Genomic DNA, 25,652 nt, shown 5'->3' with positions numbered 1-25,652 from the left:
CCCGCTGGGGCGCGACCCTGCCCGAACTGTTCCCGGACCTTGAGGTCGATGCGGCCTGGGCGGAGACCACGCTCGAGGACCTGATGGCCCACCGGGCGGGCCTGCTGGACGCGGCCGTGCTGGACATGCCGACCCGCGTCGCCGGGCTCAGCGACCCGCGCCCGGTGGACGAACAGCGCACCGATCTGGCCCGCCGCGCCCTGGCCGCGCCGCCCACGGGCGAGCCGGGCGTCTTCGCCTATGGCAATCTCAACTATGTGCTGGCGGGGGCGGCCATCGAGCGCCTGACCGGGACGACCTGGGAAGACGCCATGCGGGCGCGGCTGTTCCAGCCGCTGGGCATCACCAGCGCGGGCTTCGGTCCGCCCGTGGGCGATCAGCCGCGCGGCCACATGAACCTGGGCGGCCCCGTGCCGGTGGAGCCGGACCAGCCGGGATCGGACAATCCGCCATTCATGGGCCCGGCGGGCACGGCCCACATGACGCTGGCGGACTATGGCCGGTTCCTGGCGCTGTTCCTGACCGACGGCGGCGGATTCGTGACGCGGGAGACCCTCGCCCGGCTGACCACGCCGCCGGAGGGCGCGGACTACGCCCTGGGCTGGGCCGTGGCGGCGAACAGCCCGCTGACCGGCGGCCCGATGCTGGCCCACGAGGGCTCCAACACCATGTGGCATGTCACCACCGTGGTGGCGCCCGCGCGCGGCCTGGCCGCCGTCGCCGCCTCCAACGACCACGGCCGGGGCGGCGGCGCGACCCAGGGGCTGGCCGCCCGGCTGATCCGGCCGGAAGGCTGAACACGGCGGACGCGAACCGTTTTGGCGCCGTCACGCCCTTGGGCTAGACAGGGTCGATGGATCGCGATCTGGCCGACTTCTGGAATCTGCTGTGGGAGTTGGCGCTGGGCGTGGCGGCGGGGTTTTTCCTGCTGAACGCCTTCGCACCGCCCCAGGATCTGCCGTGGAAGCCGCTGGATCTGGAAGCGCCCATCGGCCGGGCGACGGCGGCCAAGGTGTCGGACTTCGAACTGGCGCGCACCGCGGCGGCCGAGGAGGTGACGGCGGTCACCGACGCCTGCATGGCGATGCTTCGCGAGGCGGGGGTGGAGGTCGAGCGGGCCCCAGACCGGGACGACGGCGGCTTCTGCATCGTGCGCGGGGCGGTGCGCATCACCGGCGGAGACGTGACCCCGCTGGCGCCGGGCGGGCTGGTCATGCAGTGCCCCCTGGCCATGCGCTATGTGATCTGGGACCGGCAGGTGCTGCGGCCCGCGGCGCAGGAGACCTATGGCGCCGATGTGGCCCGGGTGGACAACTACGGCTCCTATTCCTGCCGCCGCATCTATGGCTCGGAACGGATCAGCGACCGGCCCAGCGAGCACGCGCGGGCCAATGCCCTGGACGTGGCGGGGGTGACGCTGGAGGACGGACGGCGGGTCAGCCTGGCGGCGGACTGGGACGGCGACGGCCCGGCCGGACGTGAGGGCTCGGTGTTCCTGCGCCGCCTCAGCCGGGGCGCCTGCCAGGTGTTCTCCACCGTGCTGGGGCCGGACTACAACGCCGCCCACGAGGACCACCTGCATTTCGACGGCGCCCCGCGCAGCCTCTGCAGCTGAAATCCGCGAGTCGTTTCCCGGTTGACCGTTCTGGACAGACGGGAGAGAAAGTTGCGTGGTCCGAGACTGCGCGTGGTCAAACCCGTGTCGTCGGCCGCCCATCCGGGCGGGTTCTCCTTGATCGGACCGCCGTACGCTCCGTCGGGGCGTATGACTGGAAGAAGCGCCATTACGGAGTGCGCAACATGGCGACCGGCACGGTCAAGTGGTTCAACCCCACGAAGGGCTTCGGCTTCATTCAACCTGAAAACGGCGGCAACGACGTGTTCGTCCACGTCACCGCCGTGCAGAAGGCGGGGTTGCAGGGTCTCGATGAGAACGCCCGCATCGAGTACGAACTGGAGGAGCAGCGCGGCAAGACCGCCGCGGTGAACCTCAAGCTTCTCTAATCCTTCCGGCCGGAAGGCTCAGGATTTGAAGACAGGACGGGCGCGGGATCCACAGGTTCCGCGCCCGTTTGCCGTTCAAGGGCCGCCGGCAGGCGTCCCCGCGCGCTCCATTGCGCCAGCAGCACGGCGGACAGCACCAGGCGCCGCCGGCCATCTGGATGGCGGTCATGGTCTCGCCGAAGATCAGCCAGCCGAGGACGGCGGCCACCACCGGCTGGATCAGGATGACCACGGCGGTCATGGCCGCCGAGACCCGGCCCAGGGCCCAGGCCACCCCGCCCTGTCCCGCCACATGCATGACGCCCAGGCCGACGCAGGCGGCCCATCCGGCGAGGGTGGCGGGGATGATGGACTCGCCCAGCACCAGACAGGCGGCCAGCATCAGGGGAATGGGGATGGCGGTGCTCCACAGCATGACCCGCACCGCGCCCGCCGTGGAGCGGGCCGCCTTCACCGCCAGGAAATAGCCCGCGTACCAGAGCGCCACCGACAGGGAGAGCAGGTCGCCCAGCAGCGGATCGGTCCCCTGCCCGCCGTCCGCCCCCGCCGCCATGGCGAAAGCGCCGGTCATGGCGAAGGCCAGGGCCAGCACGAACACCGGGCGCGGCCGCTGCTTCAGCACGAGCCAGGCGAACAGGGTGACGACGACAGGCGTCAGGTTGCACAGCACCGTGGCGTTGGCCACGGAGGTCATGACGATGCCGTAGTGCCAGAACGACAGGTCCAGAAAGAAGAACAGCCCCGCCAGCGCCATCCATCTGGACGGCCTCCCCACGCCCTCGCCGCCGGGCCGATGGGTCAGCAGGAGCAGCAGCGGCAGGGCGAAGATGAACCGCCACAGTCCGGCCGCCGCCGGTCCGGTCTCGGTCAGGCGAACCAGAATCGGCGCGAGGCTCAGCACCACGGCGGACGTGATCAGGACGATGAGCGGGAGAAGGGCCGCGAGGCGCGGGGACATCATGGCCGATCAGGCTCGCATTAAACTGGACCGATGCCGGTCTAGCGCCGCGCGGCGGGATTGGGGAGCCGCAATCAGTTCAGGGTCAGGGCCTCGGCCAGCATGCGGGCCTCGGCGGCGCGGCTGGAGCCGGCCCGCCAGGCCACCACGATCTCGCGGCGCGGGGGCAAGCCGGCGCTGGAAATGGAGATGGGCCGGGTGACGACGCCCGAGCCCTGGGTCAGGCCCGCGGTGACGGCCATGCGCGGCAGGAAGCTGACGCCCAGCCCGGCGTCGATCATCTGGACCAGGGTGTGCAGGGAGCTGGCGGCGAAGACGTCGTCGCCGCGCGGCGTCTCGATGTCGATGGCGGCCAGGGCCTGATCGCGCAGGCAGTGGCCGTCCTCCAGCAGGATCAGGTCCGAGGCCTCGAGATCGCCGGCGCGAGGGTCTCGGCCAGGGCCAGGGGGTGGCCGGCGGGGGCGGCGGCGAGGATTTCGTCATAGCCGATGCGGGCGTGGTCGATGCCCGCCGCCTCATAGGGCAGGGCGATCACCGCCGCGTCCAGTTGGCCGCTCTTCAGCTGGGCCACCAGACGGGGAGTCAGATCCTCGCGCAGGAACAGACGCAGGGCCGGGTGCCGGTCCTTGAGGCGCGGCAGGGTGGCGGGCAGCAGGAACGGGGCGATGGTGGGGATCACCCCAAGGCGGAATCGGCCGCACAGGGGCTTGCCGGCGTTGCGGGCGGCCTCGACCAGATCCTCGGTGCGGGCCAGCACATCCTCGGCGCGCTTGACGGCCTCCGCGCCCACGGCGGTGAGCTGGACCGCGCCGCGGGTGCGCTCGACGACGGGGGAGCCCAGCACCTTCTCGAGCTCCTGCACCCCGGCGGACAGAGCGGGCTGGCTGACGTGCGCCGCCTCGGCCGCGCGGCTGAACGAGCCGTGCTCGGCGAGCAGTTTCAGATACTGGAGCTGGCGCAGGGTGGGGAGCATGAGGGCGGCATAGGCTCTTTCTATGCGAAGATCAAAAGTCATCGCACATATTTATGAAGAGATGAGGCTCGGCCTATGTGGGCCATAACCAAATCTTATGGTTATGCGTCGTTGTGACAGTTTGACTTTGTGCGCTGCAAGGTCCATCTCGCAGTTGCGGTCGTCACCTCCCCCGACGATCAATCGAAACAAAAGCAACGGAGAAACGCGATGCTCGGCGTCGGCGCAAAACTGCCTGAATTCAAACTGGTCGGCGTGAAGCCCGGCTTCAACAACCACGAAGAGAACGGCGTGTCGGCCTTCGAACCGCTCACCCAGGACAGCTTCGAGGGCAAGTGGAAGGTGATCTTCTTCTATCCCAAGGACTTCACCTTCGTGTGCCCGACCGAGATCGCGGAATTCGCCAAGCTGGCGCGCGAGTTCGAAGACCGTGACACGGTGGTTCTGGGCGGCTCGACCGACAACGAGTTCGTCAAGCTGGCCTGGCGCCGCGACCACGCCGACCTGGACAAGCTGCCGATCTGGTCCTTCGCGGACAACGGCGGCAAGTTCGCCCGCGACCTGGGCGTGCTGAACGAGGACGAGGGCGTGGCCCTGCGCGCCACCTTCGTGGTGGACCCGCACAACGTCGTGCAACACGTCTATGTCACCAACCTGAACGTGGGCCGCGCCCCGGCCGACACCCTGCGCGTGGTGGACGCCCTGCAGACCGACGAGCTGTGCGCCTGCAACCGCCCGGTGGGCGGCGAAACGCTCGCCGCGTAAAGACGGCGAACCGAGCTGAGGAAGGCGGCGGCGCGTGTGTCGCCGCCTTTTTCGCGGCTCGCTCTTATTTTTAGGGCGCTATCGCTCGACGCGCGGCGTCTCGCTGCTTGAGCGCGTTCATGTCTTGCGGCTGAAGCAGCGAGCGCCCGCGGCGCGAGCGGTAGCCGCTTTCCGAAGGAAACCTCAACAATGTCCATCGACGCCCTGCGCGACCTGATGCCGTCCTACGCCAAGGACATCTCGCTGAACCTCAGCTCCCTGGCCAACGAGACCCTGCTGAACGACCAGCAGAAGTGGGGCACGTTCCTGGCCTGCGCCCACGCCGTCGGTTCGGCGCCGGTGGTCCGGGCGACCGAGGCGCTGGTGGCCGACAAGCTGAGCCCGGAAGCCGCCGACGCGGCCCGCGCCGCCGCCGCCATCATGGGCATGAACAACATCTACTACCGCGCGCTGCACCTGATGAAGAACAGCGAGTACCAGACCCTGCCGGCGCGCCTGCGCATGAACATCATCGCCAACCCGGGCGTGGAGAAGCTGGACTTCGAGCTGTGGTCGGCGGCGGTGTCGGCCATCAACGGCTGCGGCGCCTGTCTGGACGCCCACGAGGGCGAGCTGAAGAAGCACGGCGTGGCCAACACCCAGGTCCAGGCCGTCCTGCGCATCGCCTCGGTGATGAACGCCGCGTCGCGGGTGGCGGCCGCCGAAGCCGCGCGCGCCTGACCTAGTTCCGGGCGTCCAGATGGTCGCCCAGCCGCCGGAACTGTTCGGCGATGACGCCGTCGATGGTCTCGGCCATGGCCCCGACGCCCGGCCCCTGAACCATGAAGGTCCAGCGCAGTTCACGCTGCGCCGGGCCTTCGGGATCGGCCCAGGTCATGGTCAGGACGGCGTCGGCGCCCACGGCCTGGAGCGGGCCGAAGGGGGCGTCGACGCGCAGCAGCCGCTGGTCCGGCCAGGCCAGCACGATCTCGCCGTGCTTGACCCCGCCGCCGGGCAGATCCTCGCACCAGCAGCCGCCCGGCGTCGGCTCCAGCCGGATGTTCGCGGCCGAGCCGGAATAGGTGTGCGCGTCGCTCCACCAGTCGGCGGGACGGGTCACCGCCGCCCAGACCGCTTCCGGGGACGCGGAAACGGATCGCGAATAGGTCAGGGTGAAACTGGTCTCGGTCCGGGCCGTGATCTCGGCGGAGGCCTGACCGGCCGCGGCCACGACGACAGCCAGGGCGACACCGAGCGTGGCCCATGTGCGCGTGGAGGATTTCATGGCGTAATCTCCCGTTTCCCGCAGGATCGCGCCAATGCGTCGGGGCTTCAAGCCGCGTCGAAGGTCAGGGGCGCGCCCCAGAACTGGCTGACGAGGGCGGACTGGGGGCCGGGGGCGCCGGTGGTCAGGAAGGTGCGGCGGCCCGACCCGCCGATGTCGTAGTCCGGGTGGCGGGCGAAATAGCGCTCCAGGGAGTCGGCCACGGCGGTGGGCTGGTGGATCAGCTCGACCCCCTCGGGCAGGGCGCGCCTGAACACGTCGGCGACGATTTCATAGTGGGTGCAGCCCAGAACCGCCTTGTCCGGATGGCGGCCGATGCGGCGGCGCAGGGCGTCCACGTGGTCGCGCACGACGACCTCCAGCTCCTCGGCCGGCGCGCCCAGCTCGATCAGGCCGGCCAGGCCGGGGCAGGGCTCGGTGAAGACGGCGATATCCTCGCGGCGCTTGTCGATCTCGATCTCATAGACCCGGCTCATGGCCGTGGCGGCGGTGCAGAAGACCCCGGTGACGGCGATGGCCTCGATCTTCTCGTCGCGCGGCTCGGCCTCATAGCTCCAGGGCAGGCCGGTGGCCGCCTCGATGGTGGGCACGATGATGCCCAGCACATTGACCGGACGGCCCAGCCGCTCGCGCTCGCCGGGAATCCAGGTCTGCTGCAGACGGCGCAGGGCGATGGCCGAGGCGGTGTTGCAGGCCAGGACGACCACGGAGGCGCCCGCGTCGAACAGGCGGCGGCATCCGTCGCGGGTCAGGTCGACGATCTCCTCGCCGCCCCGGCCGCCGTAGGGGGCGTGGGCCTGATCGGCCAGATAGATGAAATCGGCGCCGGAAAACCGGTTCACCAGCTCGCGGTGAACGGTCAGCCCGCCCACGCCGGAATCGAATACGCCTATGGCCATGGCCGGGCTTTAGCCGGATTTCTCCAAACCGAACAGGCTTGCGACAGGCGGGCTCGCGCTCCATTACATTCGTTCAGGTGACGGTCAGGCGCAGGATGATACTGTGCCGGTCACAAAAGGCCGAAACGGGCGTGCGCTTTCGCGCCGTGGGGCCGGAGATAACGGGAGTTCTCATGAACAGACGGCAGATGATCCTCACCAGCGCGGGCGTGCTCGCGGTCAGCGCTTGCGCCACCATACCCGCCGCCCCCGGGGCGGCCGAAACGGTGCTGACCGGCAACCCGCTGGCCGACCCGTGGCCGGGTCCGTACCAGGCGTGCCGCCGTGGGACCAGGTGACGCCGGACCTGCTGCGCGACGCCCTGAACAAGGGCATTGAACAGATGCGCGCCGAGGTGGCCGTGGTGGTGAACAACCCCGAGCCCGCCACCTTCGAGAACACCATCCTGCCCATGGAGCGGGGCGGCCAGCACATCCAGCGCGCCGGTTCGATCTTCGGCGTGATGATCGGCAACATCGGTTCGGCCGACTATCAGGCCCTGAACCGCGAGATGTCGCCGATCCTGTCGGCCGCCAGCGACGAGATCACCTTCAACGAGGTGCTGTTCCAGCGCATCCAGGCCGTGCATGAGGGCGCCGAGGCCGCCGGGCTGAGCGCCGAGCAGCGCCGTCTGGTCGAGCGGGAGTACGAGGGCCTGGTGCGCAACGGCGCCGCCCTGAACGCCGCGGGCAAGGCAGAGCTGGGCCGCATCAACCAGAGCCTGTCCACCGCCTTCACCAATTTCCAGCAGAAGGTGGTGGCCGACGAGCAGCTGTTCACCCACATCGCCGCCGAAGCCGGCGTGGCGGGCCTGCCGGACTCCAACAAGTCGGCCGCGGCCGAGGCGGCCAGCAGCCGCGACCTGTCGGGCTATGTGATCGTCAATACCCGCTCGGCGGTGGACCCGTTCCTGACCTTCGCCGACGACCGCGGCATGCGCGAGCAGATCTGGCGCAAATTCGTGAACCGCGGCGACAACGGCGACGCCAACGACACCAATGCGACCATCGCCGAGATCCTGCGCCTGCGCGCCGAGCGCGCCCGCCTGCTGGGCTTCGAGACCCACGCCCACTGGCGCATGCAGGACACCATGGCCAAGACGCCCGAGGCGGCCATGGAGCTGATGATGCGGGTCTGGCCGCCCGCCGTCGCCCGCGTCGGCGAGGAAGTGGCCGAGATGACCCGCATGGCCGGTCACGAGATCGAGCCCTGGGACTACCTCTATTACCTCGAGAAGGTCCGCAAGGAGCGCTACGACCTCGATCAGAACGACCTGAAGCCCTATTTCGAGCTCAACTCGATGAAGCAGGGCGCCTTCCACATGGCCGAGCGCCTGTACGGCATGGTGTTCACGCCGCTGCCGGACGGCACGGTGCCGGTGTTCCACCCGGACGTGAAGGTGTTCGAGGTCACCGACAAGGACTCGGGCGAGCACATCGGCCTGTTCTATTCGGACGACTTCGCCCGCTCGGGCAAGCGGTCGGGCGCCTGGATGACCACCTACCGCAGCCACTCGACCATCGACGGCGAGCGCAATGTGCTGGCGTCCAACAACAACAATTTCATCAAGGCGCCGGCGGGTGAGCCGCTGCTGATCTCGCTGGACGACACCCTCACCCTGTTCCACGAGTTCGGCCACGCCATCCACTATCTGCTGTCGACGGTGAACTATCCGAGCCTGGGCGGCACCCCGCGCGACTTCGTGGAGTATCCGTCGCAGGTGCACGAGAAGTGGGTGCTGACGCGCCCGATCCTGGACCGGTTCGCGCGCCACCACGAAACCGGCGAGGCCATGCCCCAGGCCCTGCTGGACAAGATCGAGGAGTCCTCCACCTTCGCCGAGGGCTACCACACGGTCAGCTATCTCTCGTCGGCCCTGGTGGACATGGACCTGCACAACCGGTCCACGGCGGTCACCGACCCGGACGCCTTCGAGCGCGAGGCCCTGGAGCGCATCGGCATGCCGCCGCAGATCGTGATGCGGCACCGCCTGCCCCAGTTCAATCACCTGTTCACGTCCGACGCCTATTCGGCGGGCTACTACTCGTACCTGTGGTCCGAGGTGATGGACGCCGACACCTGGGCGGCCTTCACCGAGGCGGGCGATCCGTTCGACCCGGACACGGCGCGGCGGTTCAAGGAGATCATCCTGGCGCCGGGCAACACCACGGACCGGGCCGAAGCCTATCGTCAGTTCCGCGGCCGCGATCCGGACGTGACGGCGCTGCTGCGCACGCGGGGCTTCCCCACCAGTTAAGCGCGCGTCTCAATCGCAAGGGTTGGAGGCCCGCCGGATCGATCCGGCGGGCCTTTTTCCTGCGTATACCCCCTTCTGTCGGGCGCCAGACAGACAGCTTGGCAGGAACCACCTATGGGTGAGTCTCAATGCGCAGGGGGCTGTGCTAGGGGCGTCGGTGAGTATCTACACATTCATGTTTATGGACGCGGCCGGGGTTTCGGCCATGCTGGAGTTCGACGACTGCGCCGACGATCAGGCGGCGCGTCGGCGCGCTCTCGACTTGCTGGCCTCGGCTCCGCATCGGGGGGGCGTGGAATTCTGGGTCGAGGGGGGCCAGCCCATGCGCGTCACCGCCACCGATCTGCCGGCGTCCAGCTAGGCTTCGGGTCATGTTGATGAACCAGAAGCTCACGGCCAACCGCCTGCTGGGTTCGCTGAGCGAGGCCGACCGCATGGCCTTGTCGCCCTATCTGACCCGCGAGGCCATGGTCAGCGGCCACCTGTCTACGAACCGGGCGACACCATCCAGCACCTGCATTTCGTGGAAAGCGGCGTGGTGTCCCTGATGACCCTGCTGCGCGAGGGCGACGCGGTGGAATGCGGCATGGTGGGCCGCGAGGGTCTGGTCGGCGCCGGTCCCGCCCTGTCCGGCCTGCCGGTCTATACGCGGGCCATCTGTCAGGTGTCCGGCTCCACCCTCAAAATGGGGCTGGAGGACTTTCTGGGCCTGGTCGCCACACGGCCCACGTTCCGCCACGCCCTGTTCCAGTATCTGGAGGGTCTGGCCAACCAGGCGCAGCAGTCGGTTGCGTGCCGGGCCTGGCACCGGGCCGAGGCGCGCTTCTGTCGCTGGCTGGTGGCGGCCTGCGATCAGGCCGGGCGCGACGAGATCGACCTGACCCAGGAATTCCTGGCCCAGATGCTGGCGGTCCAGCGCACCACCGTCAGCCAGATCGCCGGTGAGATGCAGGCCCTGGGCCTGATCCAGCAGAAGCGCGGCCGCATCGCCATCATCGACCGGCCGGGCACCGAAGCCCGCGCCTGCGAATGCCTGGACGCGCACAGGGCGCGCTGGAACGACGTCTGGCCGCTGTCGCCGGGCAAGAGCTAGCCGCTGTTGCGCAGCCCCGCGGCCACGCCGTTGATGGTCAAGAGGATGCCTTCGCGCACGCGCGGGTCGTCATCCCCGGCGCGGCGGCGACGGATCAGCTCGATCTGGACGTGGTTCAACGGCTCCACATAGGGCATGCGCAAGCGGATCAGCCGGTCCAGTTCCGGCTGGCCGCCCAGCAGATCGTCATGGCCGGTGATGGCCAGCACCGCGTCGCGGGTGCGGTCGTGCTCGGACTGGATGGCGCCGAACACCCGCATGGCCAGCGCCTTGTCCGGCACCAGCGAGGCGTAGCGGCGGGCGATGGACATGTCGGCCTTGGCCAGCACCATCTCCAGGTTCTGGACCAGGGTCCTGAAGAAGGGCCAGTCCGCCGCCATGGCGCGGAGCTCTTCCATATCGGCCGACTTCACCGCCGAACCGAAGCCGAACCAGCCGGGCAGCATGACCCGCGACTGGGACCAGCTGAACACCCAGGGAATGGCGCGCAGGTCCTCGATGGCGGTGGAGGTGGAGCGGGACGCAGGGCGCGATCCGATCTTGAGGTCGGCGATCTCGGCGATGGGGGTGGCGGCGCGGAAATAGTCCACGAAGCCGGGGGTGTCGTAGACCACGGCCCGGTAGGCGGCCATGGAGGCGCGCGACAGGGTCCGCATGGAGTCGCCGTGGCGGCCGGTCAGGCTGTCGTCGGCGGGCGGACGCAGGGAGTTCAGCAGAACGCCGCAGGTCAGGGCGTCCAGATTGCGGGCCGCCACCTCGGGCTCGCCGTACTTGTTGGCGATGACCTCGCCCTGTTCGGTGATGCGGATGCGGCCGGCCACGGTGCCCTGGGGCTGGGCCAGCACGCCCGCGAAGGACGAGCCGCCGCCCCGGCCGACGGTGCCGCCGCGGCCGTGGAACAGTTGCAGCTTCAGGCCCGCCGCCTGGGTCACGTCCAGCAGGGCGCGCGAGGCCTCGTGCAGCTCCCAGGTGGAGGTCAGGTAGGAGCCGTCCTTGTTGGAATCCGAATAGCCGATCATCACTTCCTGAACGCCGCGCGCCCGGGCGACGGCGCGGGCCGACGGTTCGGCCAGAAGGCGCTCCAGCGTCGGCTGTGAGGCGCGCAGATCCTCGATGGTCTCGAACAGGGGCGCGGCCTGGATGGGGCATTCCTCCGGCGCCTCGGGCCGGTACAGGCCCACCTCCTTGAGCAGCAGATAGACTTCCAGCATGTCCGAGGCCGAGGTGGTCTTGGACACGATGTGGGTGCGGACCGCATTGGGGCCGTAGAGCCGCAGGGCTTCGCCCGCCGCGGCCAGAATGGCCCGCTCCTTGAGGGTTTCGTCGTCATACTCCGCATACGGAGAGAACAGCGGACGAGCGGATTTCAGTTCGGCGGCCAGCAGGGCGAGGCGGCCCTCCTCATCCAGGGCCAGATAGTCGGCGCAGACCCCGGCCACCTTGAGCAGGTCGGCCACCACGCGCTCGTGCACGTCGGAGTTCTGGCGCAGGTCCACGGTGGCCATGTGGAAGCCGAACACGTCCACGTTGGTGATCAGGCGGTTGAGCGAGTCGTCGGCGAACACCGCGCCGTGGTTCTCGGTCAGGGAGGCGTGCAGCACCTGAAGATCGGCGCGGAACCCGGCGGGGCCCTCATAGGGCGGGGCCTCGAAGCGGGCGGGACGGGGGGCCTGAACCCGGGTCAGCAGCGGGAAGGTGGCCGACAGCCGGGCGTAGATGTGGCTGAGCGCCTTGCGATAGGGCTCGTCGGCGCGGTGGGCGGAGGTGTCGCCGGACCCCTCGGCCAGGGCCTTCATCTCCGGGCTGATGCGGGCCAGGGCGCCGGACAGGCTGAGCTCGGCGCCCAGGGCGTGCACCTGATCCATGTAGTGGGCCAGCACGGCGCGGGACTGGGTGCGGAAGGCGGCGGTCAGCACATCGGCGTTGACGTTGGGATTGCCGTCCCGGTCGCCGCCGACCCAGCTGCCGATCTTCAGGAAGGGCTTGAGGTCCGGGGCCTCCAGCAGGTCGCGCCAGGCGTGCAGACGCTCGGGCGCCACGTTCAGGAACACCCGCTCCAGGAAGGACACCACGGTGTTGATCTCGTCCTGCACCACCAGCCGGCTCTGGCGCACCAGACGGGTGGCCCACAGGATGACGATCTGGCGGCGCAGGCCCGCGTTGCGCTGTTCGATGTCGCAGGCGGCCCCGCCCTTGTCGCAGGCGTCCAGCAGATCGCTGACCCCGGCGATGCGGTCGATGACGCTCTTGCGGCGCACCTCCGACGGGTGGGCGGTCAGCACCGGCGAGATCAGGGCCTGGGACAGCAGATCGCGGATCTCGCCCACGCCCACGCCCTGGTCGGACAGGCGCTTGAGAGCCCCGGCGGGGGTGTCGGGCCGCGCGGCGGCCTCGGCCTGATCGAGAGCGCGGCGCTTGCCGGCCCGGTCCTCGGCGATGTTGGCCAGCAGGGAGAAGGCCGCGAAGCCGTGGGCCAGACCCACCGCCTGATCCAGATCGATGTCCTTGAGCAGGGCCTCCAGCGCCTCGGCGTCGCCGTCGTCGTCCCGGTGATAGGCGACCGAGGCCTGACGCACCGCCTCGATGCGGTCGTAAAGCGCCTGCCCGCCCTCGCCCTTGATGACCTCGCCGAGCATCGCGCCCAGGAGGCGGATTTCGTCACGCAGGGTCTCGTCGGCGGCGGCGGTGGGCGTCATGGTGTGTCCTGAAAGCTCGGGGAGGCGCACAGTCTGACCCCAAAGGGGCGGCGATGGCGATAGAACCAGACCGAATTTTGCCCACCTGAAACGGTTTGTGCGTGAGATTGATCCCGATTCGACAAATGGCGGGAAATCACGCATAAGCCGCCACTTCCGGCGCAAGTGAACCTTCGCGTCTCCACCATCACGACCCCGATCCCGCGCTCAGGCAGCGAGGCTCCGCGAGCCGAGCGATAGCGCAAAAGGATGCGGACGAGGATGGCGAGAACCCTCTGCCGACGTGATCGTCGCCAGAGGCCGTTTCTCTATGGGGCCTGGTTCATCGCCAAACGAGGTTTGTGAATGTTCGAGGCTCTGAACGAGCGGCTGACAGGCGTCTTCGACCGGATCACCGGTCGCGGCGCCCTGTCCGAAAAGGACATCGCCGAGGCCATGCGCGAGGTGCGCGTGGCCCTGCTCGAGGCCGACGTGGCCCTGCCCGTGGTCAAGGACTTCATCGCCTTCGCCTCGGAGCGGGCCCAGGGCGAGGACGTGATCCGCTCGGTCAAGCCGGCCGACCAGGTCATCAAGATCGTCCACGACGGCCTGATCGAGATGCTGGGCGGCGAAGAGCCGGTTCCGCTGAACCTGAACGCCACGCCGCCGGCCGTCATCCTGATGAGCGGCCTGCAGGGCTCCGGCAAGACCACGACGTCGGCCAAGCTGGCGCTGAAGCTGACCAAGACCGAGCGCAAGAAGGTCATGATGGCCTCGCTGGACACCCGGCGTCCGGCGGCCATGGAGCAGCTGGAGACCCTCGGCAAGCAGATCGACGTGGCCACCCTGCCCATCGTCAAGGGCGAGAGCGCGGTCCAGATCACCCGGCGCGCGCTGCAGGCGGCCAAGCTGCAGGGCTTCGACGTCCTGATCCTGGACACGGCCGGACGCACCACCCTGGACGAGGCCATGATGGCCGAGGCGGCCGAGGTCGCGGCCATCTCCAGGCCCGTCGAGACCATTCTGGTGGCCGACAGCCTGACCGGCCAGGACGCGGTGCGCACCGCCCGGGCCTTCCACGAGCGCCTGCCCCTGACCGGCCTGATCCTGACCCGCGCGGACGGCGACGGCCGCGGCGGCGCCATGCTGTCCATGCGGGCGGTCACCGGCCTGCCGATCAAATATCTGGGCGCCGGCGAGAAGGTCGATGCGCTGGAGGTGTTCGACGCCCGCCGCGTGGCCGGACGCATCCTGGGCCAGGGCGACATCGTGGCCCTGGTGGAGAAGGCCTCCGAGGAGCTGGACCAGGTCAAGGCCGAGAAGATGGCCAAAAAACTGGCCAAAGGTCAGTTCGATCTGGACGATCTGGCCGGCCAGCTGGCGCAGATGAAGCGCATGGGCGGGCTGCAGGGCATCATGGGCATGCTGCCCGGCGCCGCCAAGATGAAGGCCCAGATGGCCAATGCGAACATCGACGACAAGATGATCTCGCGTCAGGAAGCCATCATCAGCTCCATGACCAAGGCCGAGCGCAAGAAGCCGGACGTGCTGAACGCCAGCCGCAAGCGCCGCATCGCGGCGGGCGCCGGGGTCGAGGTGCAGGAGATCAACCGCCTGCTGAAGCAGCACCGCCAGATGGCCGACGCGGTCAAGGCGCTGTCCAAGGGCGGCGGCAAGAACCTCCAGAAAATGGCCGCCATGATGGGCATGGGGGGCGGCGGCCAGGACATGGCCCGGCTGCAGGCCATGGGCGGCGGCAAGCTGCCGCCTCCCGACCCCGAGAAACTGAAATCGATGCTGCCGGGCCTGGGTGCGCCCGGCGGCCCCGACCTTCCCCCCGGCGGGCTTCCCGGCCTTCCCGGATTCCCTCCGAAGAAATAACGACTTCTAACGAAAGAGACTGAAAATGCTGAAGATTCGTCTGAGCCGCGGCGGCGCCAAGAAGCGCCCCTACTATCACATCGTGGTGGCCGACTCCCACTCGCCGCGCGACGGCAAGTTCATCGAGCGCGTGGGCAGCTACAACCCCATGCTGCCCAAGGACCACGCCGAGCCCCGCGTGAAGCTGAAGGCCGACCGCATCTCGGAATGGCTCAAGAAGGGCGCCCAGCCCACCGACCGCGTGGCCCGCTTCCTGAGCCAGGACGAGGCCCTCGCCGGCCAGGTCACCTGGACCCAGGGCAACAACCCGAACCGCGCCAAGCCGGGCAAGAAGGCCCAGGAGCGCGCCGCCGAGCGCGCCCAGCGCGAAACCGACCGCGCCGAGGCCGAAGCCGCCGCCAAGGAAGAGGCCAAGGCCGCCGCTGAAGCCGCCGCCGCCGCGCCCAAGGAAGAAGAAGCCCCGGCCGCCGAAGAGCCCGCCGCCGAGGCCCCTGCTGCTGAGGAAGCCGCTCCGGCTGAAGCCGCGGCTGAAGAGGCTCCGGCCGCCGAGGAGGCCCCCGCCGCCGAAGAGGCGACCGAGGAAAAGACCGAGGCCTAATCGGCCGTCCTCCCCGCGCAGGCCGGGGTCCGGAGAAGTCAGGAGCAGCGTTTCCCACCGAGGCGCTGCTCCTTTCCGTTTCCGGCGGGCGCCTTACGATCTGGATCCCGGCCTTCGCCGGGGTGAGCGGAGTTCTGGATGATGTCCGACGCAAAACTCATCCTCGTGGGCCAGGTGGCCGGGGGCTTCGGGGTGCGGGGCGAGGTGCGGGTGACCGCCTTCACCGCCGACCCCCTGGCGCTGAAGGCCTATGGCCCGCTGCTGCGCGCCGACGGCTCGGTGGGCCTGACCCTGACCACGGCGCGCGCCGCCAAGGGCGCGGTGATCGGCCGGGCGAAGGAGATCGAGACCAAGGAACAGGCCGACGCCCTGCGCGGCCTGAAGCTCTTCGTGCCGCGCGAGCGCTTTCCCGCGCCGGACGAGGACGAGGTCTATGTCACCGACCTGATCGGGCTGGAGGCGCGCGACCCGGACGGCCGCGTGCTCGGACGCATCAAGGCGGTGCAGAATTTCGGCGCCTCGGACATGCTGGAGATCACGCCGGCGGAGGGCGGCCAGACCTGGTACCTGCCCTTCACCCTTGAGGCGACGCCCGAACTGCACATCGCCGACGGCTGGATTCTGGCGGTGCGCCCGGCCGAAGTGGGCGAGCGCGAGCCGGACTAGCTGTTGTCCTCGACCGGGGCGCCCGGGCCGTTCTTCTTGATGGACTCGATGGCGTTTTCGGCCGAGGCCCTGGAGGTGTAACCCTCGGTGGAGAACATGACTTCGGAATTGTACTTGAAGCGGACGCGGAACTCTCCGGCCTTGTCCTTGTAGATTTCGAACTTGTGGGCCACGGCGGCCTCCTATCCTCTGATCCCCGACCCCGCGACCGTGCCACGGCGACGCTTGGGGTCAACCGCAGGGCGGCGAACCCCGGACACAGTTGTGTGAGCGCTCAGGGCGCGTCCGCGAGGAAGCCCAGGATGGCGTCGCGCGCCGCCGGTTCGTCAAGCATGGGGGCGTGGCCGACGCCGGGGACCTCCACGAATTTCATGTGCGGGGCGGCCTCGCGCATGCGGCCCGCGATGTCGGGGCTGAGCAGGTCCGACGTGGCGCCGCGCACCAGCATGAGCTTGCGGCCCTGCGCCAGATGGCGGAAGGCGGGCCACAGGTCGGGGACAAGGGCGTCCTTGCCCGCCGCGCGCATGGGGACGGTGATGTCGGGGTCGTAGTCCAGCACCGGAGCCCCGTCCGGCCCCTCGCGGAACACACGACGCGCGAAGGCCATCCAGTCGTCCGGGCCGTAGTGCGGCAGGGCTGCGCCGTTGGTGCTCCGGGCGTAGTCGGCGGCGTCCTGCCAGTTGCGGATCTCCACCTTCTGGCCGGTGTAGGCGGCGATGCGGGCGAGGCCCTCGGGGGCCACTTCCGGCCCGATGTCGTTGAGGATGGAGGCGGCGACGCGCTCGGGCGCCGCGGCGGTCAGGGCCATGGTGATCAGACCGCCCATGGAGGTGCCCAGGAACACCGCTCGCCCTATGCCCGCCTGGTCCAGCAAGGCGAGGACGTCCTTCGCATAGACCGGCGGCTGATAGGTCATGGGATCGGCGGCGCGGTCCGACCGCCCGCGACCGCGCACGTCCAGCGCCAGCACCCGGCGGCCCGTGGCGGCGATCAGGGGGGCGATGGTCCCGAAATCGGCGCTGTTGCGGGTCAGGCCGTGGATGGCGATCACCGGCAGGCGCGCGGGCCCCTCGGCGCCCGCATAGTCGCGGGCGTAGAGGCTCAGTTCATCGGAGGTCCAGCGGCGGTCGGTGAAGATCATGGGGTGCTCCCTGTTCGGACGCAGACCCTAATTCATCGACAGCGGAATTAAAGACCCGAACGGGCAGGGCTGTGGACAAGGCCCCTACCTCCTGGGCGCGGGCCCGGGGCATGACCAGCACGCCGCTGGGGGTGGAGACCACCACCACGTCGGTCATGCCGATGACCGCCACCGGAGCGCCGCCGCCGCTCCAGACCAGACAGCCGGAGGACTCCACCACCGTGGCGGACCCCTGCAGATGGTTGTCGGCCGGGTCGCGGCTCGCGGCGGACCACAGGGCGCTCCAGCAGCCCACGTCGCGCCAGCCCACGTCGCAGGCCGTCATGGCCAGCCGGTCGCTGTGCTCGATCACCGCCCGGTCCAGGGAGATGGCCGGGCCGGACGCGGCGGCCAGCGCAAGGCGCGATCCGCGTCTTTCGGCGCCGGACCAGGCGACCCCGGCGCGGGCGGCGACCGTCGGCGCGTGGCGGGCGATCTGGTCCTGAAAGGCGGCCGGACGGCCCAGGAACAGCCCCATGTTCCAGCCCCAGCCGCCCTCGGCGATCATGGCCGTCGCCGTCTCCAGCGCGGGCTTTTCGATGAACCGCTCGATAAGGTGGAGGCCGCCGGGCAGGGCCCGGCCTCGCCGCATGTAGCCGTAGCCGGTCTCGGGAGACTCCGGCCGGGCCGAGAACAGCACGAGATCGTCGCCCGCGCCCCCGGCGGCGGCCATGACGGCGGCGCGAAAGCCTGGGCGTCGCTGATGTGGTGGTCGGCGGGGGCGATCAGGACCTTGGCCTCCGGCGCGATCTCCATGGCCGCCCGGACGGCGCAGGCCGTGGCCAAGGCCGTGCCGCCGGGCTCGGCCTCCACCAGAACCATGGCCGGGCGCACCCCGATGGCGCGCAGCTGGGCCCGCACCAGATCCTCATGGGCGGCGGCGCAGACGATGACCGGGGCCAGGAACGGCGCGGCGGGCGAGGGTCGGAGCCGGCGCACCGTGGCCTGCAGCAGGGTTTCGTCACCCGCGATGGGATGGAACGGCTTGGGCCGATCGGCGGTGGACAGGGGCCACAGACGCGAGCCGGACCCGCCGCACAGGATCACCGGCAGGACGCCGTAATCCATCTTTCAGCCCTCCCAAAGCTCCTGGCGGGCACCCTAGTGAAAAAGGTTAACGCGTAGCAAGCCGCAACCGGAGTTGAGCGGTCGGGCGTGGCGCGCGGAGCTCTCGCTTGTTAGGAGGCGCACAGAGTTTTCAGCCAAGGCCAGACCATGCCCCAGTCCGCTCTCCAGACCCTCAAGGCCGGCGTCGCCGGCGTCGGCGTCATGGGCCGCAACCACGCCCGCGTCCTGGCCGAGGTCCGCGACGTGGACCTGACCACCATCTTCGATCCCGACGCCGTGACGGGCCAGGGCGTGGCGGACCTGTACGGTGCCGAGGCGGTGACCACCGCCGAGGCCTTCGTGGACGCCGGGCTGGACTGCGCCGTGGTGGCGACGCCCAACCGCTTCCATGCCGACCTGGGCGTGGCCCTGCTGGAAAAGGGCGTCCATGTGCTGGTGGAGAAACCCATCGCGCCGACGGTCCAGGACGCCCAGCGCATGATCGACGCGGCCAAGGCGAACGGCCGGGTGCTGATGGTGGGCCATGTGGAGCGCTTCAATCCGGCGGTGGAGACCGTGCGCCGGGCCATCGCCGACGAGGACGTCATCTCCATCCAGGTGACGCGGGTGGGCCCCTTCCCGCCGCGCATGGGCGAGGTGGGCGTGGTCATCGACCTGGCGGTGCACGACATCGACATCATTCGCCACCTGACCGGCTCGGAGATCACCGAGGTCCAGCCCCAGCTGGCGCGCACCCGCGCCGAGCGCGAGGACACGGCCTTGCTGCAGTTCCGGCTGGAGAACGGGGTCATCGCCCACATCACCACCAACTGGCTCACCCCCTACAAGACCCGCACCCTGCAGGTGGCCACGCGGGGCAAGTTCGTGGTGGCGGACCTGATCACCCGTCAGGTGACCGAGTATTTCGGCCAGCAGGCCGACGGCTCCTACTCCACCCGCATGCTGAACAGCTGGCCCGCCGAGCCGCTGAAGCTGGAGCTGGAGGCCTTCGTCCACGCCATCCGCACCGGCGAGCCCCCCGCCGTCACCGGCCAGGACGGGCTGAAGAATCTGGAAGTGGCGCTGAGGTGTCTGGGGGAATGAACCTCCGGACGGCGGTGCTGGAGAACCGTTTCGTCCGGCTCGAGCCCTTCGAGGACCATCACAAGGAGCCCCTGCGCGCGGCCTGCGACGCCGACCCGGAGCTCTGGCCGACGTTCTACTACACCTCGCTGGGCGGTGACCGGTTTGACGCCGGCTGGGAGACCTTGCGGGCTCAGCAGCGGGCGGGATCGCGCATTCCGTTCGCCGTGATCCATGGCGGCGAGGTTGTCGGCCTCAGCACCTTCATGGACATTCGGCCCGTGGACGGGGCGGTGGAGATCGGCACGACCTACTATCGACCCTCGGCGCGCGGCGGCGTCGTCAACCCGGCCGCCAAGCGCCTGCTGCTGGATCACGCCTTCGCCTGCGGCGTCGGGCGGGTCGCCTTCCAGGTCGACGCCATCAACAGCCGGAGCCGCGCCGCCATGACCAAACTCGGGGCGGTGGAGGAAGGGATCCTGAGAAACCACCTGGTCACCTGGACGGGCCGGGTCCGCAGCTCCGTGATCTACTCGGTCCTCGCCGACGAATGGCCGGCGGTGCGGGCGGGTCTGGATGCGCGGCTGGCGTCGTTCAGGGCGGCGGGCTAGCCCACCATCTGCATGCCCAGCCATTCGGCGATGAGGGCGGGCTTGTCGCCGCCTTCGATCTCGACGGTGACCTCGTGTTTCAGCAGCCAGCGGCCGCCGCCCTTGTCCTCGGCTGCGAGCAGCTTGAACCGGGCGCGGACCCGCGCGCCGGACGGCACGGGGGCGAGGAAACGGACCTTGTCGAATCCATAGTTGACGCCCATCACCACGCCTCCAGCGGGGCCACGCCGTCGAAGGACATGCGCGACAGCAGCGACAGGGTCAGGAAGCCGTGGGCGATGGTTCCGCCGAAGGGCGTGGCTTTCGCCCTCTCCGGGTCCACATGGATGAACTGGCGGTCCTCGGTGATGTCGGCGAAGGCGTCGATGCGGGCCTGATCAACGGTGATCCAGTCCGAGACGCCCACCTCGGTTCCGATGAGGCCGGACAGGGCGGACGGGGCGATGGGCGTCATGGCGTGTCTCCGGGAAAACGGTTCTCGATAATGGCGGAATAGAGCGCCGGGTCCACATTGCCGCCGGTCAGCATGACCACGGTGGTGCGGTCTGCGGCGGGAATCCGGCCCGCCAGAAGCGCGGCAAGGGACACCGCGCCGCCGGGCTCCACCACCAGTTTCAGCCAGCGGAAGGCGAAACGCATGGCCTCGGCCACCTCGGCGTCGGTGACGGTCAGGGCGTCCTGCACCCGGCGCTGATTGATGGGGAAGGTCAGTTCGCCCGGCATGGGCGCCATGAGGGCGTCGCAGATGGAGGGGGTCGCCTCGCCGTGGGTGGCGCGGGCGCCCTGGGCCAGGGAGCGGCCGTGGTCGTCGAAGCCGGCGGGCTCCACCACCACGACGCGGGTCTCCGGGCTCCGGGCCTCCATGACAAGGTTGATTCCCGCCAGAAGGCCGCCGCCCGATGCGCCGCACAACAGTTGATTCAGCGGTCCCGCGCCCAGGGACTCCGCCTGATCGAGAATCTCCAGCGCCGTGGTCCCCTGTCCCTCGATGACGAAGGGGTCGTCGAAGGGCGGCACCAGCACCGCGCCCCGCTCCCGGGCGATCTCGGCGCCGATGGCCTCGCGGCTTTCGGTCCAGCGGTCGTAGAGCCGAACCTCGCCGCCGAACGCCCGCACCCCCTCCACCTTCACGGCGGGGGAATCGGACGGCATGACGATCAGGGCGCGGGTTCCCACCGCGCGGGCGGCCGCCGCGACCCCCTGGGCGTGGTTGCCCGAGGAATAGGCCACGACGCCCCGGGCTTTCTCCTCGTCGGTCAGGCGGCTGATGCGGTTACAGGCGCCGCGGAACTTGAAGCTGCCGGCCACCTGCAGGGTCTCGGCCTTCAGCAGCACGCGCCCTCCGACCCGGTCGTTGAGGGCGGGGTGCTCGATCAGGGGCGTGCGCACGGCGGCGGGAGCGATCTGGCGGGCGGCGTCGAGGACGCCTTCGAAGGAGGGAGCGGAATCGGCCATGAACCTCACTTAGCGTAACGCGCGGATCATCGCTAAGGTGGCTTCCATGAGCGGACTGATCCTCGCCATTGACCAGGGCACCACCTCCACCCGCGCCATCGCCTTCGAGGGGGCGGTGGAGGACGCGGTGCGGCCGGTGGCCGTCAGCCAGATCGAGCTGGCCCAGCATTTCCCGCAATCGGGCTGGGTCGAGCACGACGCCGCCGAAATCTGGCGCGCGACCCTGCAGACCTGCCGCGAGGTGATCCGCAAGGCGGGCGGCGCGGCGCGGTTTTCGGCCATCGGCATCACCAACCAGCGCGAGACGGCGGTGCTGTGGGACCGCAAGACCGGCGAGCCGCTGCACCGGGCCGTGGTCTGGCAGGACCGGCGCACCGCCGACGTGGCCGCGAGCCTGCGGGAGGCGGGCCATGAGGCCATGGTGCAGGCGGCCACGGGACTGGTGCTGGACCCCTATTTCTCGGCGACCAAATTCGCCTGGCTGCTGGACGCGGTTCCCGGCGCCCGGGACCGGGCCGAGGCGGGCGAGCTGTGTCTGGGCACCATCGACGCCTGGCTGATCTGGAACCTGACCGGCGGGCGCAGCTTCGTCACCGACGCCTCCAACGCCTCGCGCACCCTGCTGATGGACCTGAAGACGGTGCAGTGGCGCGATGACCTGTGCGACCTGTTCCGGGTTCCGGCGGCCGCCCTGCCCGAAATCCGCGGCTGCGCCGAGGTGCTGGGCGAAAGCGAACCCAGCCTGTTCGGCCAGGCCCTGCCCATCGCCGGATGCGCGGGGGACCAGCAGGCGGCGCTGGTGGGCCACGGGGCGCTGGAGGCGGGCGAGGCCAAGATCACCTACGGCACCGGGGCCTTTCTGGTGGTCAACACGGGCGACACGCCGGTGGCCTCCGCCAATCGACTGTTGACGACCCTGGGCTATCGGGTCGGCGGACGCACCGCCTATGCGCTGGAGGGCGCGATCTTCTCGGCCGGATCGACGATCCAGTGGCTGCGGGATCAGATGGGGCTGATCGGGGCGTCACGGGATTCCGAAGGGGTGGCCCAGTCCCTGAGCGACAACGGCGGGGTCTATCTTGTGCCCGGCTTCACGGGGCTGGGCGCGCCGTGGTGGAACGCCGAGGCGCGCGGGGCCATCACCGGGCTGTCGCGCGGGACCGGCCCGGCCCATGTGGTGCGGGCGGGCCTGGAGTCGCTGGCCTATCAGACCCGCGATCTGCTGGACGCCCTGGCCGCCGACGGCTCGCCGCGCCCGGCGGTGCTGAAGGTGGACGGCGGGGTCACCGCCAACGCCTTCGCCATGCAGTTCGTCGCCGACATCTGCGAAGTGACGGTGGAGCGCCCCGCCTTTCAGGAGATGACGGCCCTGGGCGCCGCGCGGCTGGCGGCGCTGGGCTGCGGCCTGACCGCCGACCTGCCCCGGGCCTCGGGCGAGGCGCCTGCCTGCTGGACGCCCCGCATGAAGCCGGAAGACCGCGACCGCCTCCTGACCGGCTGGAACAAGGCGGTCCGCGCCGCCATCGCCGCCGCCTGATCCCAAGAAAAGAAGATGAGTATGGAAACGCCCGATCCCCAGGCCGCCTTCGCCGGCACCCGCCCCGTCGATCCCCGCCACGCCTTTGACGTGGACGCGCTGGAGCGCTGGATGGCGGCGCATGTTGCGGACTACGCCGGTCCGCTGACCGTCAACCAGTTCAAGGGCGGGCAGTCGAACCCCACCTATGAGCTGGTCACGCCGGGGCGGACCTATGTGCTGCGGCGCAAGCCGCCGGGGAATCTGCTGCCTTCGGCCCATGCGGTGGACCGGGAGTTCCGGGTCATCTCGGCCCTGGCCAGGCAGGGCTTTCCCGTCGCCCGGCCTTACGCCCTGTGCGAGGACGCGGAGGTCATCGGCTCCATGTTCTATGTGATGGACAAGGTGGTGGGCCGCATCCTGTGGGACCTGAAGCTGCCGGGCATGGAGCCCGATCAGCGGCGGGCGATCTATGAGGCCCAGACGGACACCCTGGCCCGGCTGCACGCCATCGATCCCGAGGCGGCGGGCCTTGGCGACTACGGCCGGCCCGGCAACTACTTCGCCCGGCAGGTGGGGCGGTGGTCCAAACAGTATGCGGCGTCGGAGACCGAGGCCATTCCCGCCATGGACCGGCTGATGGCCTTCCTGCCCGACAGCCTGCCGCCGGAGAGCCCCGCGCGGATCGTCCACGGCGACTGGCGGCTGGACAACATGATTCTGGCGCCGGACCGGCCCGAGGTTCTGGCGGTGCTGGACTGGGAGCTGTCGACCCTGGGCGACCCCATGGCGGACCTGTCCTACTATCTGATCGGCTGGGTCATTCCCGCCAGCCAGCGCAACGGCGTGGGCGGCGCGGACCTGAAGGCGCTGGGCATTCCGACGGTGGAGGAGACGGTGGATCGCTATGCGGCGACCACCGGCATGCGGCCCGACAATCTGGACTGGCTGATGGCCTACAACCTGTTCCGGCTGGCGGCCATTTGTCAGGGCATCGCCGGGCGGGTGCGCGACGGCACCGCCTCCAGCCCCCAGGCGGTGGCCACCGCTGCGCAGGTTCATCCTCTGTCGGAGGCCGCCTGGGGCTTTGCGCAAAAGGCCGGCGCCTGAGGGTTTCTTGCGCCGCGTCTTGATTATCGCCCCAATTCCGCGTTAGCCCGCTTCTCCTTGAGCGCCGCCCCGGCTGCGCCGCACGCAGCACTGGACATTCCCGCTCCGCATGAGAGACCTCAAACAAACCGGCTTCACCGACCGCATCGCGGCCCAGCAGGCCCGCAAGAAGGCGCTTCTGGAAGGCTTCAAGCCCAAGCCCGCCCAGCCGGACCCCGAGTTCGACAAGCTGGCCGCCAAGCGCGCCGCCGAGAAGGAAGCCATCCGGGCCCAGCACGAGGCGGAAAAGGCCGAGAAGAAGCGTCTGGCCGCCGAGAAGGCCGCCGCCCGCGAGGCGGAGGCGCAGGAAGCCCAGGAGGCCGTCGACGCCGAACGCCGCGGCGCCCGCAAGGAGCGCAAGGCCCTCACCAAGGCCGAGCAGAAGGCGGCCCGTGACGCCCGCTACGCCCGCCGCAAGGCCGGACGCTAAACCACGCCGATCTGGTCAGAACGCATCCGTCACATTATCTGTGGCGGATGACCGCGCTCACATCCCGCACCGTCGCCCGCCTGCATCCCGCCCAGCGGGACGACATCGGCGATCTGATCACCCGTCGCCCCTTGCCGGGACCGGACCTGCCGCAGGTGGATCCGTTCCTGTTCCTGAACCATCACGGGCCCCAGACCTATCCGCCGAACAACCGGGGCCTGCCGTTCGGGCCGCACCCGCACCGGGGCTTCGAGACCGTCACCTTCATTCTGGAGGGCGAGCTGTCGCACGCGGACAGCGGCGGCGGTGAGAGCATCATCGGGCCGGGCGGGGTGCAGTGGATGACGGCCGGCTCCGGCCTGATCCACGCCGAGCTGTCCCCCGCCAGCTTCAAGCGCGACGGCGGGCCCATGGAGATCCTGCAACTGTGGGTGAACCTGCCGTCACGGCTGAAGATGACGGCGCCCAACTATGTGGGGCTGCAGGCCGCCGACATTCCCAAGGTCGCGCTGGATGACGGCCGGGTCACCGTCGAGGCGGTCTCGGGCCGCTGGGCCGGGACCGAGGCGCCGATCCAGTCCCTGATCGACATCCAGATGGCGGTTGTGCGCCTGAAGGCGGGCGGACGTCTGGAAACGCCGGTCGCGCCGGACCGCAACGTCTTTCTCTATGTGGTGCGCGGCGACGTGTCCGTGGGCGGGGCTCCGGTTCCCGCCTGGCATCTGGCTGCGCTGAACGATGACGGCGACGCGGTGCGTATCGAGGCCTCCAGCGACGCCGTGGTCCTGCTGGGCCATGCCGCGCCCATCGGCGAGCCGGTCTTCGCCCACGGCCCGTTCGTGATGAACACCCGCGAGGAGATCATCCAGGCGGTGCAGGATTATCAGGCCGGCAGGTTCGGCCCGCCGCCGCCGGTCTGAGGCAGGCGCTGAAGACGCCGGGCGTGCTTGTCGGCCATTTTCAGCGCCCAGCCCGTGGGGGTGACGCGCGCGGCGATGGACATGAAGCGGTTGAAGGCGCCGGGGATCACCACCGGCCGGTTGGCCTCGCAGGCCTCGTAGCCCGCCCGGATGACCGGTTCGGCGTCCATCCACATCCAGCGAGGATAG

At 69.8% G+C, this 25,652-nt stretch carries 29 protein-coding genes and 3 pseudogenes; 19 read left to right on the top strand and 13 right to left on the bottom strand.

The features are described from left to right. The 3 genes from MBEBAB_RS10375 to MBEBAB_RS10365 form a co-directional block, all read left to right on the top strand. Nucleotides 1–797, top strand: a 797-nt coding sequence (locus MBEBAB_RS10375) for a serine hydrolase domain-containing protein (protein ID WP_045319187.1), incomplete at its 5' end; no start/stop codon positions are given. A 56-nt stretch (nucleotides 798–853) separates the two neighbouring features. After that, on the top strand, nucleotides 854–1,615 hold the full coding sequence (locus tag MBEBAB_RS10370; RefSeq protein ID WP_021697935.1) for an extensin-like domain-containing protein: 762 nt from the start codon (nucleotides 854–856) through the stop codon (nucleotides 1,613–1,615). 185 nt (nucleotides 1,616–1,800) lie between these two features. Beyond that, nucleotides 1,801–2,004 carry a cold-shock protein gene (locus MBEBAB_RS10365; RefSeq protein ID WP_021697934.1) on the top strand — a complete coding sequence of 68 codons (204 nt, stop codon included), beginning with the start codon at nucleotides 1,801–1,803 and terminating at the stop codon, nucleotides 2,002–2,004. On the opposite strand, the gene MBEBAB_RS10360 is transcribed toward MBEBAB_RS10365, so the two are convergent. Beyond that, nucleotides 1,991–2,965, bottom strand: coding sequence for a DMT family transporter (locus MBEBAB_RS10360; protein ID WP_021697933.1), 975 nt, complete (start codon nucleotides 2,963–2,965; stop codon nucleotides 1,991–1,993). The genes MBEBAB_RS10365 and MBEBAB_RS10360 overlap by 14 nt on opposite strands. 71 nt (nucleotides 2,966–3,036) lie before the next feature. Next, nucleotides 3,037–3,935: pseudogene (locus MBEBAB_RS10355) on the bottom strand (hydrogen peroxide-inducible genes activator). A 210-nt stretch (nucleotides 3,936–4,145) separates the two neighbouring features. Between MBEBAB_RS10355 and MBEBAB_RS10350 the strand changes: the two are divergent. Beyond that, the gene (locus MBEBAB_RS10350) at nucleotides 4,146–4,700 is read left to right on the top strand and encodes a peroxiredoxin (protein ID WP_045319186.1); all 555 of its coding nucleotides are present in this window, start codon (nucleotides 4,146–4,148) and stop codon (nucleotides 4,698–4,700) included. A 189-nt stretch (nucleotides 4,701–4,889) separates the two neighbouring features. Further along, nucleotides 4,890–5,420, top strand: coding sequence for an alkylhydroperoxidase, AhpD family (ahpD, locus tag MBEBAB_RS10345; RefSeq protein WP_045319185.1), 531 nt, complete (start codon nucleotides 4,890–4,892; stop codon nucleotides 5,418–5,420). Between the two features lies 1 nt (nucleotide 5,421). Here ahpD and MBEBAB_RS10340 read toward each other — a convergent pair whose 3' ends face one another. Together MBEBAB_RS10340 and MBEBAB_RS10335 are read right to left on the bottom strand one after the other, a co-directional pair. Beyond that, entirely contained in the window at nucleotides 5,422–5,964 is a 543-nt protein-coding gene (locus MBEBAB_RS10340; protein ID WP_021697930.1) for an SRPBCC family protein, read from the bottom strand. Nucleotides 5,965–6,011: 47 nt separating this feature from the next. After that, nucleotides 6,012–6,863 (bottom strand): glutamate racemase, encoded by an 852-nt coding sequence (locus MBEBAB_RS10335; protein ID WP_021697929.1) that lies wholly within the window; start codon nucleotides 6,861–6,863, stop codon nucleotides 6,012–6,014. 173 nt (nucleotides 6,864–7,036) lie between these two features. On the opposite strand from MBEBAB_RS10335, the gene MBEBAB_RS18425 reads away from it, so the two are divergent. From MBEBAB_RS18425 to MBEBAB_RS10320, 5 genes are all read left to right on the top strand, one after another. Beyond that, nucleotides 7,037–7,201: a hypothetical protein gene (locus MBEBAB_RS18425; protein WP_306302024.1), complete on the top strand. Its 165-nt coding sequence runs from the start codon at nucleotides 7,037–7,039 to the stop codon at nucleotides 7,199–7,201. After that, on the top strand, nucleotides 7,180–9,159 hold the full coding sequence (locus MBEBAB_RS10330; protein ID WP_021697927.1) for a M3 family metallopeptidase: 1,980 nt from the start codon (nucleotides 7,180–7,182) through the stop codon (nucleotides 9,157–9,159). Before MBEBAB_RS18425 ends, MBEBAB_RS10330 begins: the two co-directional genes overlap by 22 nt. Nucleotides 9,160–9,316: 157 nt before the next feature. Beyond that, entirely contained in the window at nucleotides 9,317–9,520 is a 204-nt protein-coding gene (locus MBEBAB_RS10325) for a hypothetical protein (protein ID WP_148291507.1), read from the top strand. A 16-nt stretch (nucleotides 9,521–9,536) separates the two neighbouring features. Further along, on the top strand, nucleotides 9,537–9,707 hold the full coding sequence (locus MBEBAB_RS16535) for a hypothetical protein (RefSeq protein ID WP_158332137.1): 171 nt from the start codon (nucleotides 9,537–9,539) through the stop codon (nucleotides 9,705–9,707). Next, nucleotides 9,695–10,252 carry a Crp/Fnr family transcriptional regulator gene (locus MBEBAB_RS10320; RefSeq protein WP_021697924.1) on the top strand — a complete coding sequence of 186 codons (558 nt, stop codon included), beginning with the start codon at nucleotides 9,695–9,697 and terminating at the stop codon, nucleotides 10,250–10,252. Before MBEBAB_RS16535 ends, MBEBAB_RS10320 begins: the two co-directional genes overlap by 13 nt. Here the strand turns inward: MBEBAB_RS10320 and ppc are convergent. Beyond that, nucleotides 10,249–12,948 (bottom strand): phosphoenolpyruvate carboxylase, encoded by a 2,700-nt coding sequence (gene ppc, locus MBEBAB_RS10315; protein ID WP_021697923.1) that lies wholly within the window; start codon nucleotides 12,946–12,948, stop codon nucleotides 10,249–10,251. The genes MBEBAB_RS10320 and ppc overlap by 4 nt on opposite strands. 345 nt (nucleotides 12,949–13,293) lie before the next feature. Between ppc and ffh the strand changes: the two genes are divergently transcribed. The 3 genes from ffh to rimM all read left to right on the top strand — a co-directional run bounded on the left by ffh (nucleotide 13,294) and on the right by rimM (nucleotide 16,072). Next, nucleotides 13,294–14,808: a signal recognition particle protein gene (ffh, locus tag MBEBAB_RS10310; protein WP_021697922.1), complete on the top strand. Its 1,515-nt coding sequence runs from the start codon at nucleotides 13,294–13,296 to the stop codon at nucleotides 14,806–14,808. 25 nt (nucleotides 14,809–14,833) lie between these two features. Continuing rightward, nucleotides 14,834–15,406 (top strand): 30S ribosomal protein S16, encoded by a 573-nt coding sequence (gene rpsP, locus MBEBAB_RS10305; protein ID WP_021697921.1) that lies wholly within the window; start codon nucleotides 14,834–14,836, stop codon nucleotides 15,404–15,406. A 138-nt stretch (nucleotides 15,407–15,544) separates the two neighbouring features. Then, nucleotides 15,545–16,072 (top strand): ribosome maturation factor RimM, encoded by a 528-nt coding sequence (gene rimM, locus MBEBAB_RS10300; RefSeq protein ID WP_021697920.1) that lies wholly within the window; start codon nucleotides 15,545–15,547, stop codon nucleotides 16,070–16,072. Here the strand turns inward: rimM and MBEBAB_RS15690 are convergent. From MBEBAB_RS15690 to MBEBAB_RS18085, 4 genes and pseudogenes are all read right to left on the bottom strand, one after another. After that, nucleotides 16,069–16,245, bottom strand: a complete 177-nt coding sequence (locus tag MBEBAB_RS15690; protein WP_021697919.1) for a YegP family protein — start codon at nucleotides 16,243–16,245, stop codon at nucleotides 16,069–16,071. The two genes, rimM and MBEBAB_RS15690, sit on opposite strands and share 4 nt — an antisense overlap. A gap of 101 nt (nucleotides 16,246–16,346) precedes the next feature. Further along, nucleotides 16,347–17,213: an alpha/beta fold hydrolase gene (locus MBEBAB_RS10295; protein ID WP_021697918.1), complete on the bottom strand. Its 867-nt coding sequence runs from the start codon at nucleotides 17,211–17,213 to the stop codon at nucleotides 16,347–16,349. After that, nucleotides 17,179–17,925, bottom strand: a complete 747-nt coding sequence (locus tag MBEBAB_RS15185; protein ID WP_052516785.1) for a sugar phosphate nucleotidyltransferase — start codon at nucleotides 17,923–17,925, stop codon at nucleotides 17,179–17,181. The genes MBEBAB_RS10295 and MBEBAB_RS15185 overlap by 35 nt, the downstream gene beginning before the upstream one ends. Before the next feature lie 35 nt (nucleotides 17,926–17,960). After that, nucleotides 17,961–18,320: pseudogene (locus tag MBEBAB_RS18085) on the bottom strand (sugar phosphate nucleotidyltransferase); the annotation flags it as partial. 147 nt (nucleotides 18,321–18,467) lie between these two features. Between MBEBAB_RS18085 and MBEBAB_RS10285 the strand changes: the two are divergent. Both MBEBAB_RS10285 and MBEBAB_RS10280 read left to right on the top strand, forming a co-directional pair. Next, on the top strand, nucleotides 18,468–19,403 hold the full coding sequence (locus MBEBAB_RS10285; protein WP_021697916.1) for a Gfo/Idh/MocA family protein: 936 nt from the start codon (nucleotides 18,468–18,470) through the stop codon (nucleotides 19,401–19,403). Further along, nucleotides 19,400–19,993 carry a GNAT family N-acetyltransferase gene (locus MBEBAB_RS10280; protein ID WP_021697915.1) on the top strand — a complete coding sequence of 198 codons (594 nt, stop codon included), beginning with the start codon at nucleotides 19,400–19,402 and terminating at the stop codon, nucleotides 19,991–19,993. The genes MBEBAB_RS10285 and MBEBAB_RS10280 overlap by 4 nt, the downstream gene beginning before the upstream one ends. Here MBEBAB_RS10280 and MBEBAB_RS18080 read toward each other — a convergent pair. From MBEBAB_RS18080 to MBEBAB_RS10270, 3 genes are read right to left on the bottom strand one after another with little or no spacing between them, the layout of a single operon-like run. Then, the gene (locus MBEBAB_RS18080; RefSeq protein ID WP_275539698.1) at nucleotides 19,990–20,196 is read right to left on the bottom strand and encodes a hotdog family protein; all 207 of its coding nucleotides are present in this window, start codon (nucleotides 20,194–20,196) and stop codon (nucleotides 19,990–19,992) included. The two genes, MBEBAB_RS10280 and MBEBAB_RS18080, sit on opposite strands and share 4 nt — an antisense overlap. Further along, the gene (locus MBEBAB_RS18075) at nucleotides 20,196–20,447 is read right to left on the bottom strand and encodes a MaoC/PaaZ C-terminal domain-containing protein (protein ID WP_277905872.1); all 252 of its coding nucleotides are present in this window, start codon (nucleotides 20,445–20,447) and stop codon (nucleotides 20,196–20,198) included. The genes MBEBAB_RS18080 and MBEBAB_RS18075 overlap by 1 nt, the downstream gene beginning before the upstream one ends. Continuing rightward, on the bottom strand, nucleotides 20,444–21,448 hold the full coding sequence (locus MBEBAB_RS10270; protein WP_021697913.1) for a threonine ammonia-lyase: 1,005 nt from the start codon (nucleotides 21,446–21,448) through the stop codon (nucleotides 20,444–20,446). Before MBEBAB_RS10270 ends, MBEBAB_RS18075 begins: the two co-directional genes overlap by 4 nt. 46 nt (nucleotides 21,449–21,494) lie before the next feature. On the opposite strand from MBEBAB_RS10270, the gene glpK reads away from it, so the two are divergent. The 4 genes from glpK to MBEBAB_RS10250 all read left to right on the top strand — a co-directional run bounded on the left by glpK (nucleotide 21,495) and on the right by MBEBAB_RS10250 (nucleotide 25,463). Continuing rightward, the gene (gene glpK / locus MBEBAB_RS10265; protein WP_045319184.1) at nucleotides 21,495–22,985 is read left to right on the top strand and encodes a glycerol kinase GlpK; all 1,491 of its coding nucleotides are present in this window, start codon (nucleotides 21,495–21,497) and stop codon (nucleotides 22,983–22,985) included. 15 nt (nucleotides 22,986–23,000) lie between these two features. Continuing rightward, a complete protein-coding gene (locus MBEBAB_RS10260) occupies nucleotides 23,001–24,074 on the top strand; it encodes a phosphotransferase family protein (protein ID WP_045319183.1) in 1,074 nt (357 codons plus the stop codon). A 109-nt stretch (nucleotides 24,075–24,183) separates the two neighbouring features. Then, nucleotides 24,184–24,543, top strand: a complete 360-nt coding sequence (locus tag MBEBAB_RS10255) for a DUF6481 family protein (RefSeq protein ID WP_021697910.1) — start codon at nucleotides 24,184–24,186, stop codon at nucleotides 24,541–24,543. Nucleotides 24,544–24,590: 47 nt separating this feature from the next. Beyond that, nucleotides 24,591–25,463 (top strand): pirin family protein, encoded by an 873-nt coding sequence (locus MBEBAB_RS10250; protein WP_021697909.1) that lies wholly within the window; start codon nucleotides 24,591–24,593, stop codon nucleotides 25,461–25,463. Here MBEBAB_RS10250 and MBEBAB_RS10245 read toward each other — a convergent pair. After that, nucleotides 25,427–25,652, bottom strand: a pseudogene (locus tag MBEBAB_RS10245) (hypothetical protein); the annotation flags it as partial. The gene MBEBAB_RS10250 and the pseudogene MBEBAB_RS10245 sit on opposite strands and share 37 nt — an antisense overlap.

The sequence above is a fragment of the Brevundimonas abyssalis TAR-001 genome (assembly GCF_000466985.1).
Taxonomy (GTDB): domain Bacteria; phylum Pseudomonadota; class Alphaproteobacteria; order Caulobacterales; family Caulobacteraceae; genus Brevundimonas; species Brevundimonas abyssalis.
This window is presented reverse-complemented; position numbering and strand designations above follow the sequence as displayed.

Coding starts and splice junctions, on each gene's coding strand:
- ahpD (WP_045319185.1), top strand. CDS start 4,890: ATGTCCATCGACGCCCTGCGCGACCTGATGCCGTCCTACGCCAAGGAC.
- rpsP (WP_021697921.1), top strand. CDS start 14,834: ATGCTGAAGATTCGTCTGAGCCGCGGCGGCGCCAAGAAGCGCCCCTAC.
- MBEBAB_RS10340 (WP_021697930.1), bottom strand. CDS start 5,964: ATGAAATCCTCCACGCGCACATGGGCCACGCTCGGTGTCGCCCTGGCT.
- MBEBAB_RS10270 (WP_021697913.1), bottom strand. CDS start 21,448: ATGGCCGATTCCGCTCCCTCCTTCGAAGGCGTCCTCGACGCCGCCCGC.
- MBEBAB_RS10365 (WP_021697934.1), top strand. CDS start 1,801: ATGGCGACCGGCACGGTCAAGTGGTTCAACCCCACGAAGGGCTTCGGC.
- MBEBAB_RS18075 (WP_277905872.1), bottom strand. CDS start 20,447: ATGACGCCCATCGCCCCGTCCGCCCTGTCCGGCCTCATCGGAACCGAG.
- MBEBAB_RS15185 (WP_052516785.1), bottom strand. CDS start 17,925: ATGGCCGCCGCCGGGGGCGCGGGCGACGATCTCGTGCTGTTCTCGGCC.
- MBEBAB_RS10260 (WP_045319183.1), top strand. CDS start 23,001: ATGAGTATGGAAACGCCCGATCCCCAGGCCGCCTTCGCCGGCACCCGC.
- MBEBAB_RS10285 (WP_021697916.1), top strand. CDS start 18,468: ATGCCCCAGTCCGCTCTCCAGACCCTCAAGGCCGGCGTCGCCGGCGTC.
- MBEBAB_RS10370 (WP_021697935.1), top strand. CDS start 854: ATGGATCGCGATCTGGCCGACTTCTGGAATCTGCTGTGGGAGTTGGCG.
- MBEBAB_RS10295 (WP_021697918.1), bottom strand. CDS start 17,213: ATGATCTTCACCGACCGCCGCTGGACCTCCGATGAACTGAGCCTCTAC.
- ppc (WP_021697923.1), bottom strand. CDS start 12,948: ATGACGCCCACCGCCGCCGCCGACGAGACCCTGCGTGACGAAATCCGC.
- MBEBAB_RS10255 (WP_021697910.1), top strand. CDS start 24,184: ATGAGAGACCTCAAACAAACCGGCTTCACCGACCGCATCGCGGCCCAG.
- MBEBAB_RS10335 (WP_021697929.1), bottom strand. CDS start 6,863: ATGGCCATAGGCGTATTCGATTCCGGCGTGGGCGGGCTGACCGTTCAC.
- MBEBAB_RS10250 (WP_021697909.1), top strand. CDS start 24,591: ATGACCGCGCTCACATCCCGCACCGTCGCCCGCCTGCATCCCGCCCAG.
- MBEBAB_RS16535 (WP_158332137.1), top strand. CDS start 9,537: ATGAACCAGAAGCTCACGGCCAACCGCCTGCTGGGTTCGCTGAGCGAG.
- MBEBAB_RS10350 (WP_045319186.1), top strand. CDS start 4,146: ATGCTCGGCGTCGGCGCAAAACTGCCTGAATTCAAACTGGTCGGCGTG.
- MBEBAB_RS18425 (WP_306302024.1), top strand. CDS start 7,037: ATGAACAGACGGCAGATGATCCTCACCAGCGCGGGCGTGCTCGCGGTC.
- MBEBAB_RS10280 (WP_021697915.1), top strand. CDS start 19,400: ATGAACCTCCGGACGGCGGTGCTGGAGAACCGTTTCGTCCGGCTCGAG.
- rimM (WP_021697920.1), top strand. CDS start 15,545: ATGATGTCCGACGCAAAACTCATCCTCGTGGGCCAGGTGGCCGGGGGC.
- MBEBAB_RS18080 (WP_275539698.1), bottom strand. CDS start 20,196: ATGGGCGTCAACTATGGATTCGACAAGGTCCGTTTCCTCGCCCCCGTG.
- ffh (WP_021697922.1), top strand. CDS start 13,294: ATGTTCGAGGCTCTGAACGAGCGGCTGACAGGCGTCTTCGACCGGATC.
- MBEBAB_RS10360 (WP_021697933.1), bottom strand. CDS start 2,965: ATGATGTCCCCGCGCCTCGCGGCCCTTCTCCCGCTCATCGTCCTGATC.
- glpK (WP_045319184.1), top strand. CDS start 21,495: ATGAGCGGACTGATCCTCGCCATTGACCAGGGCACCACCTCCACCCGC.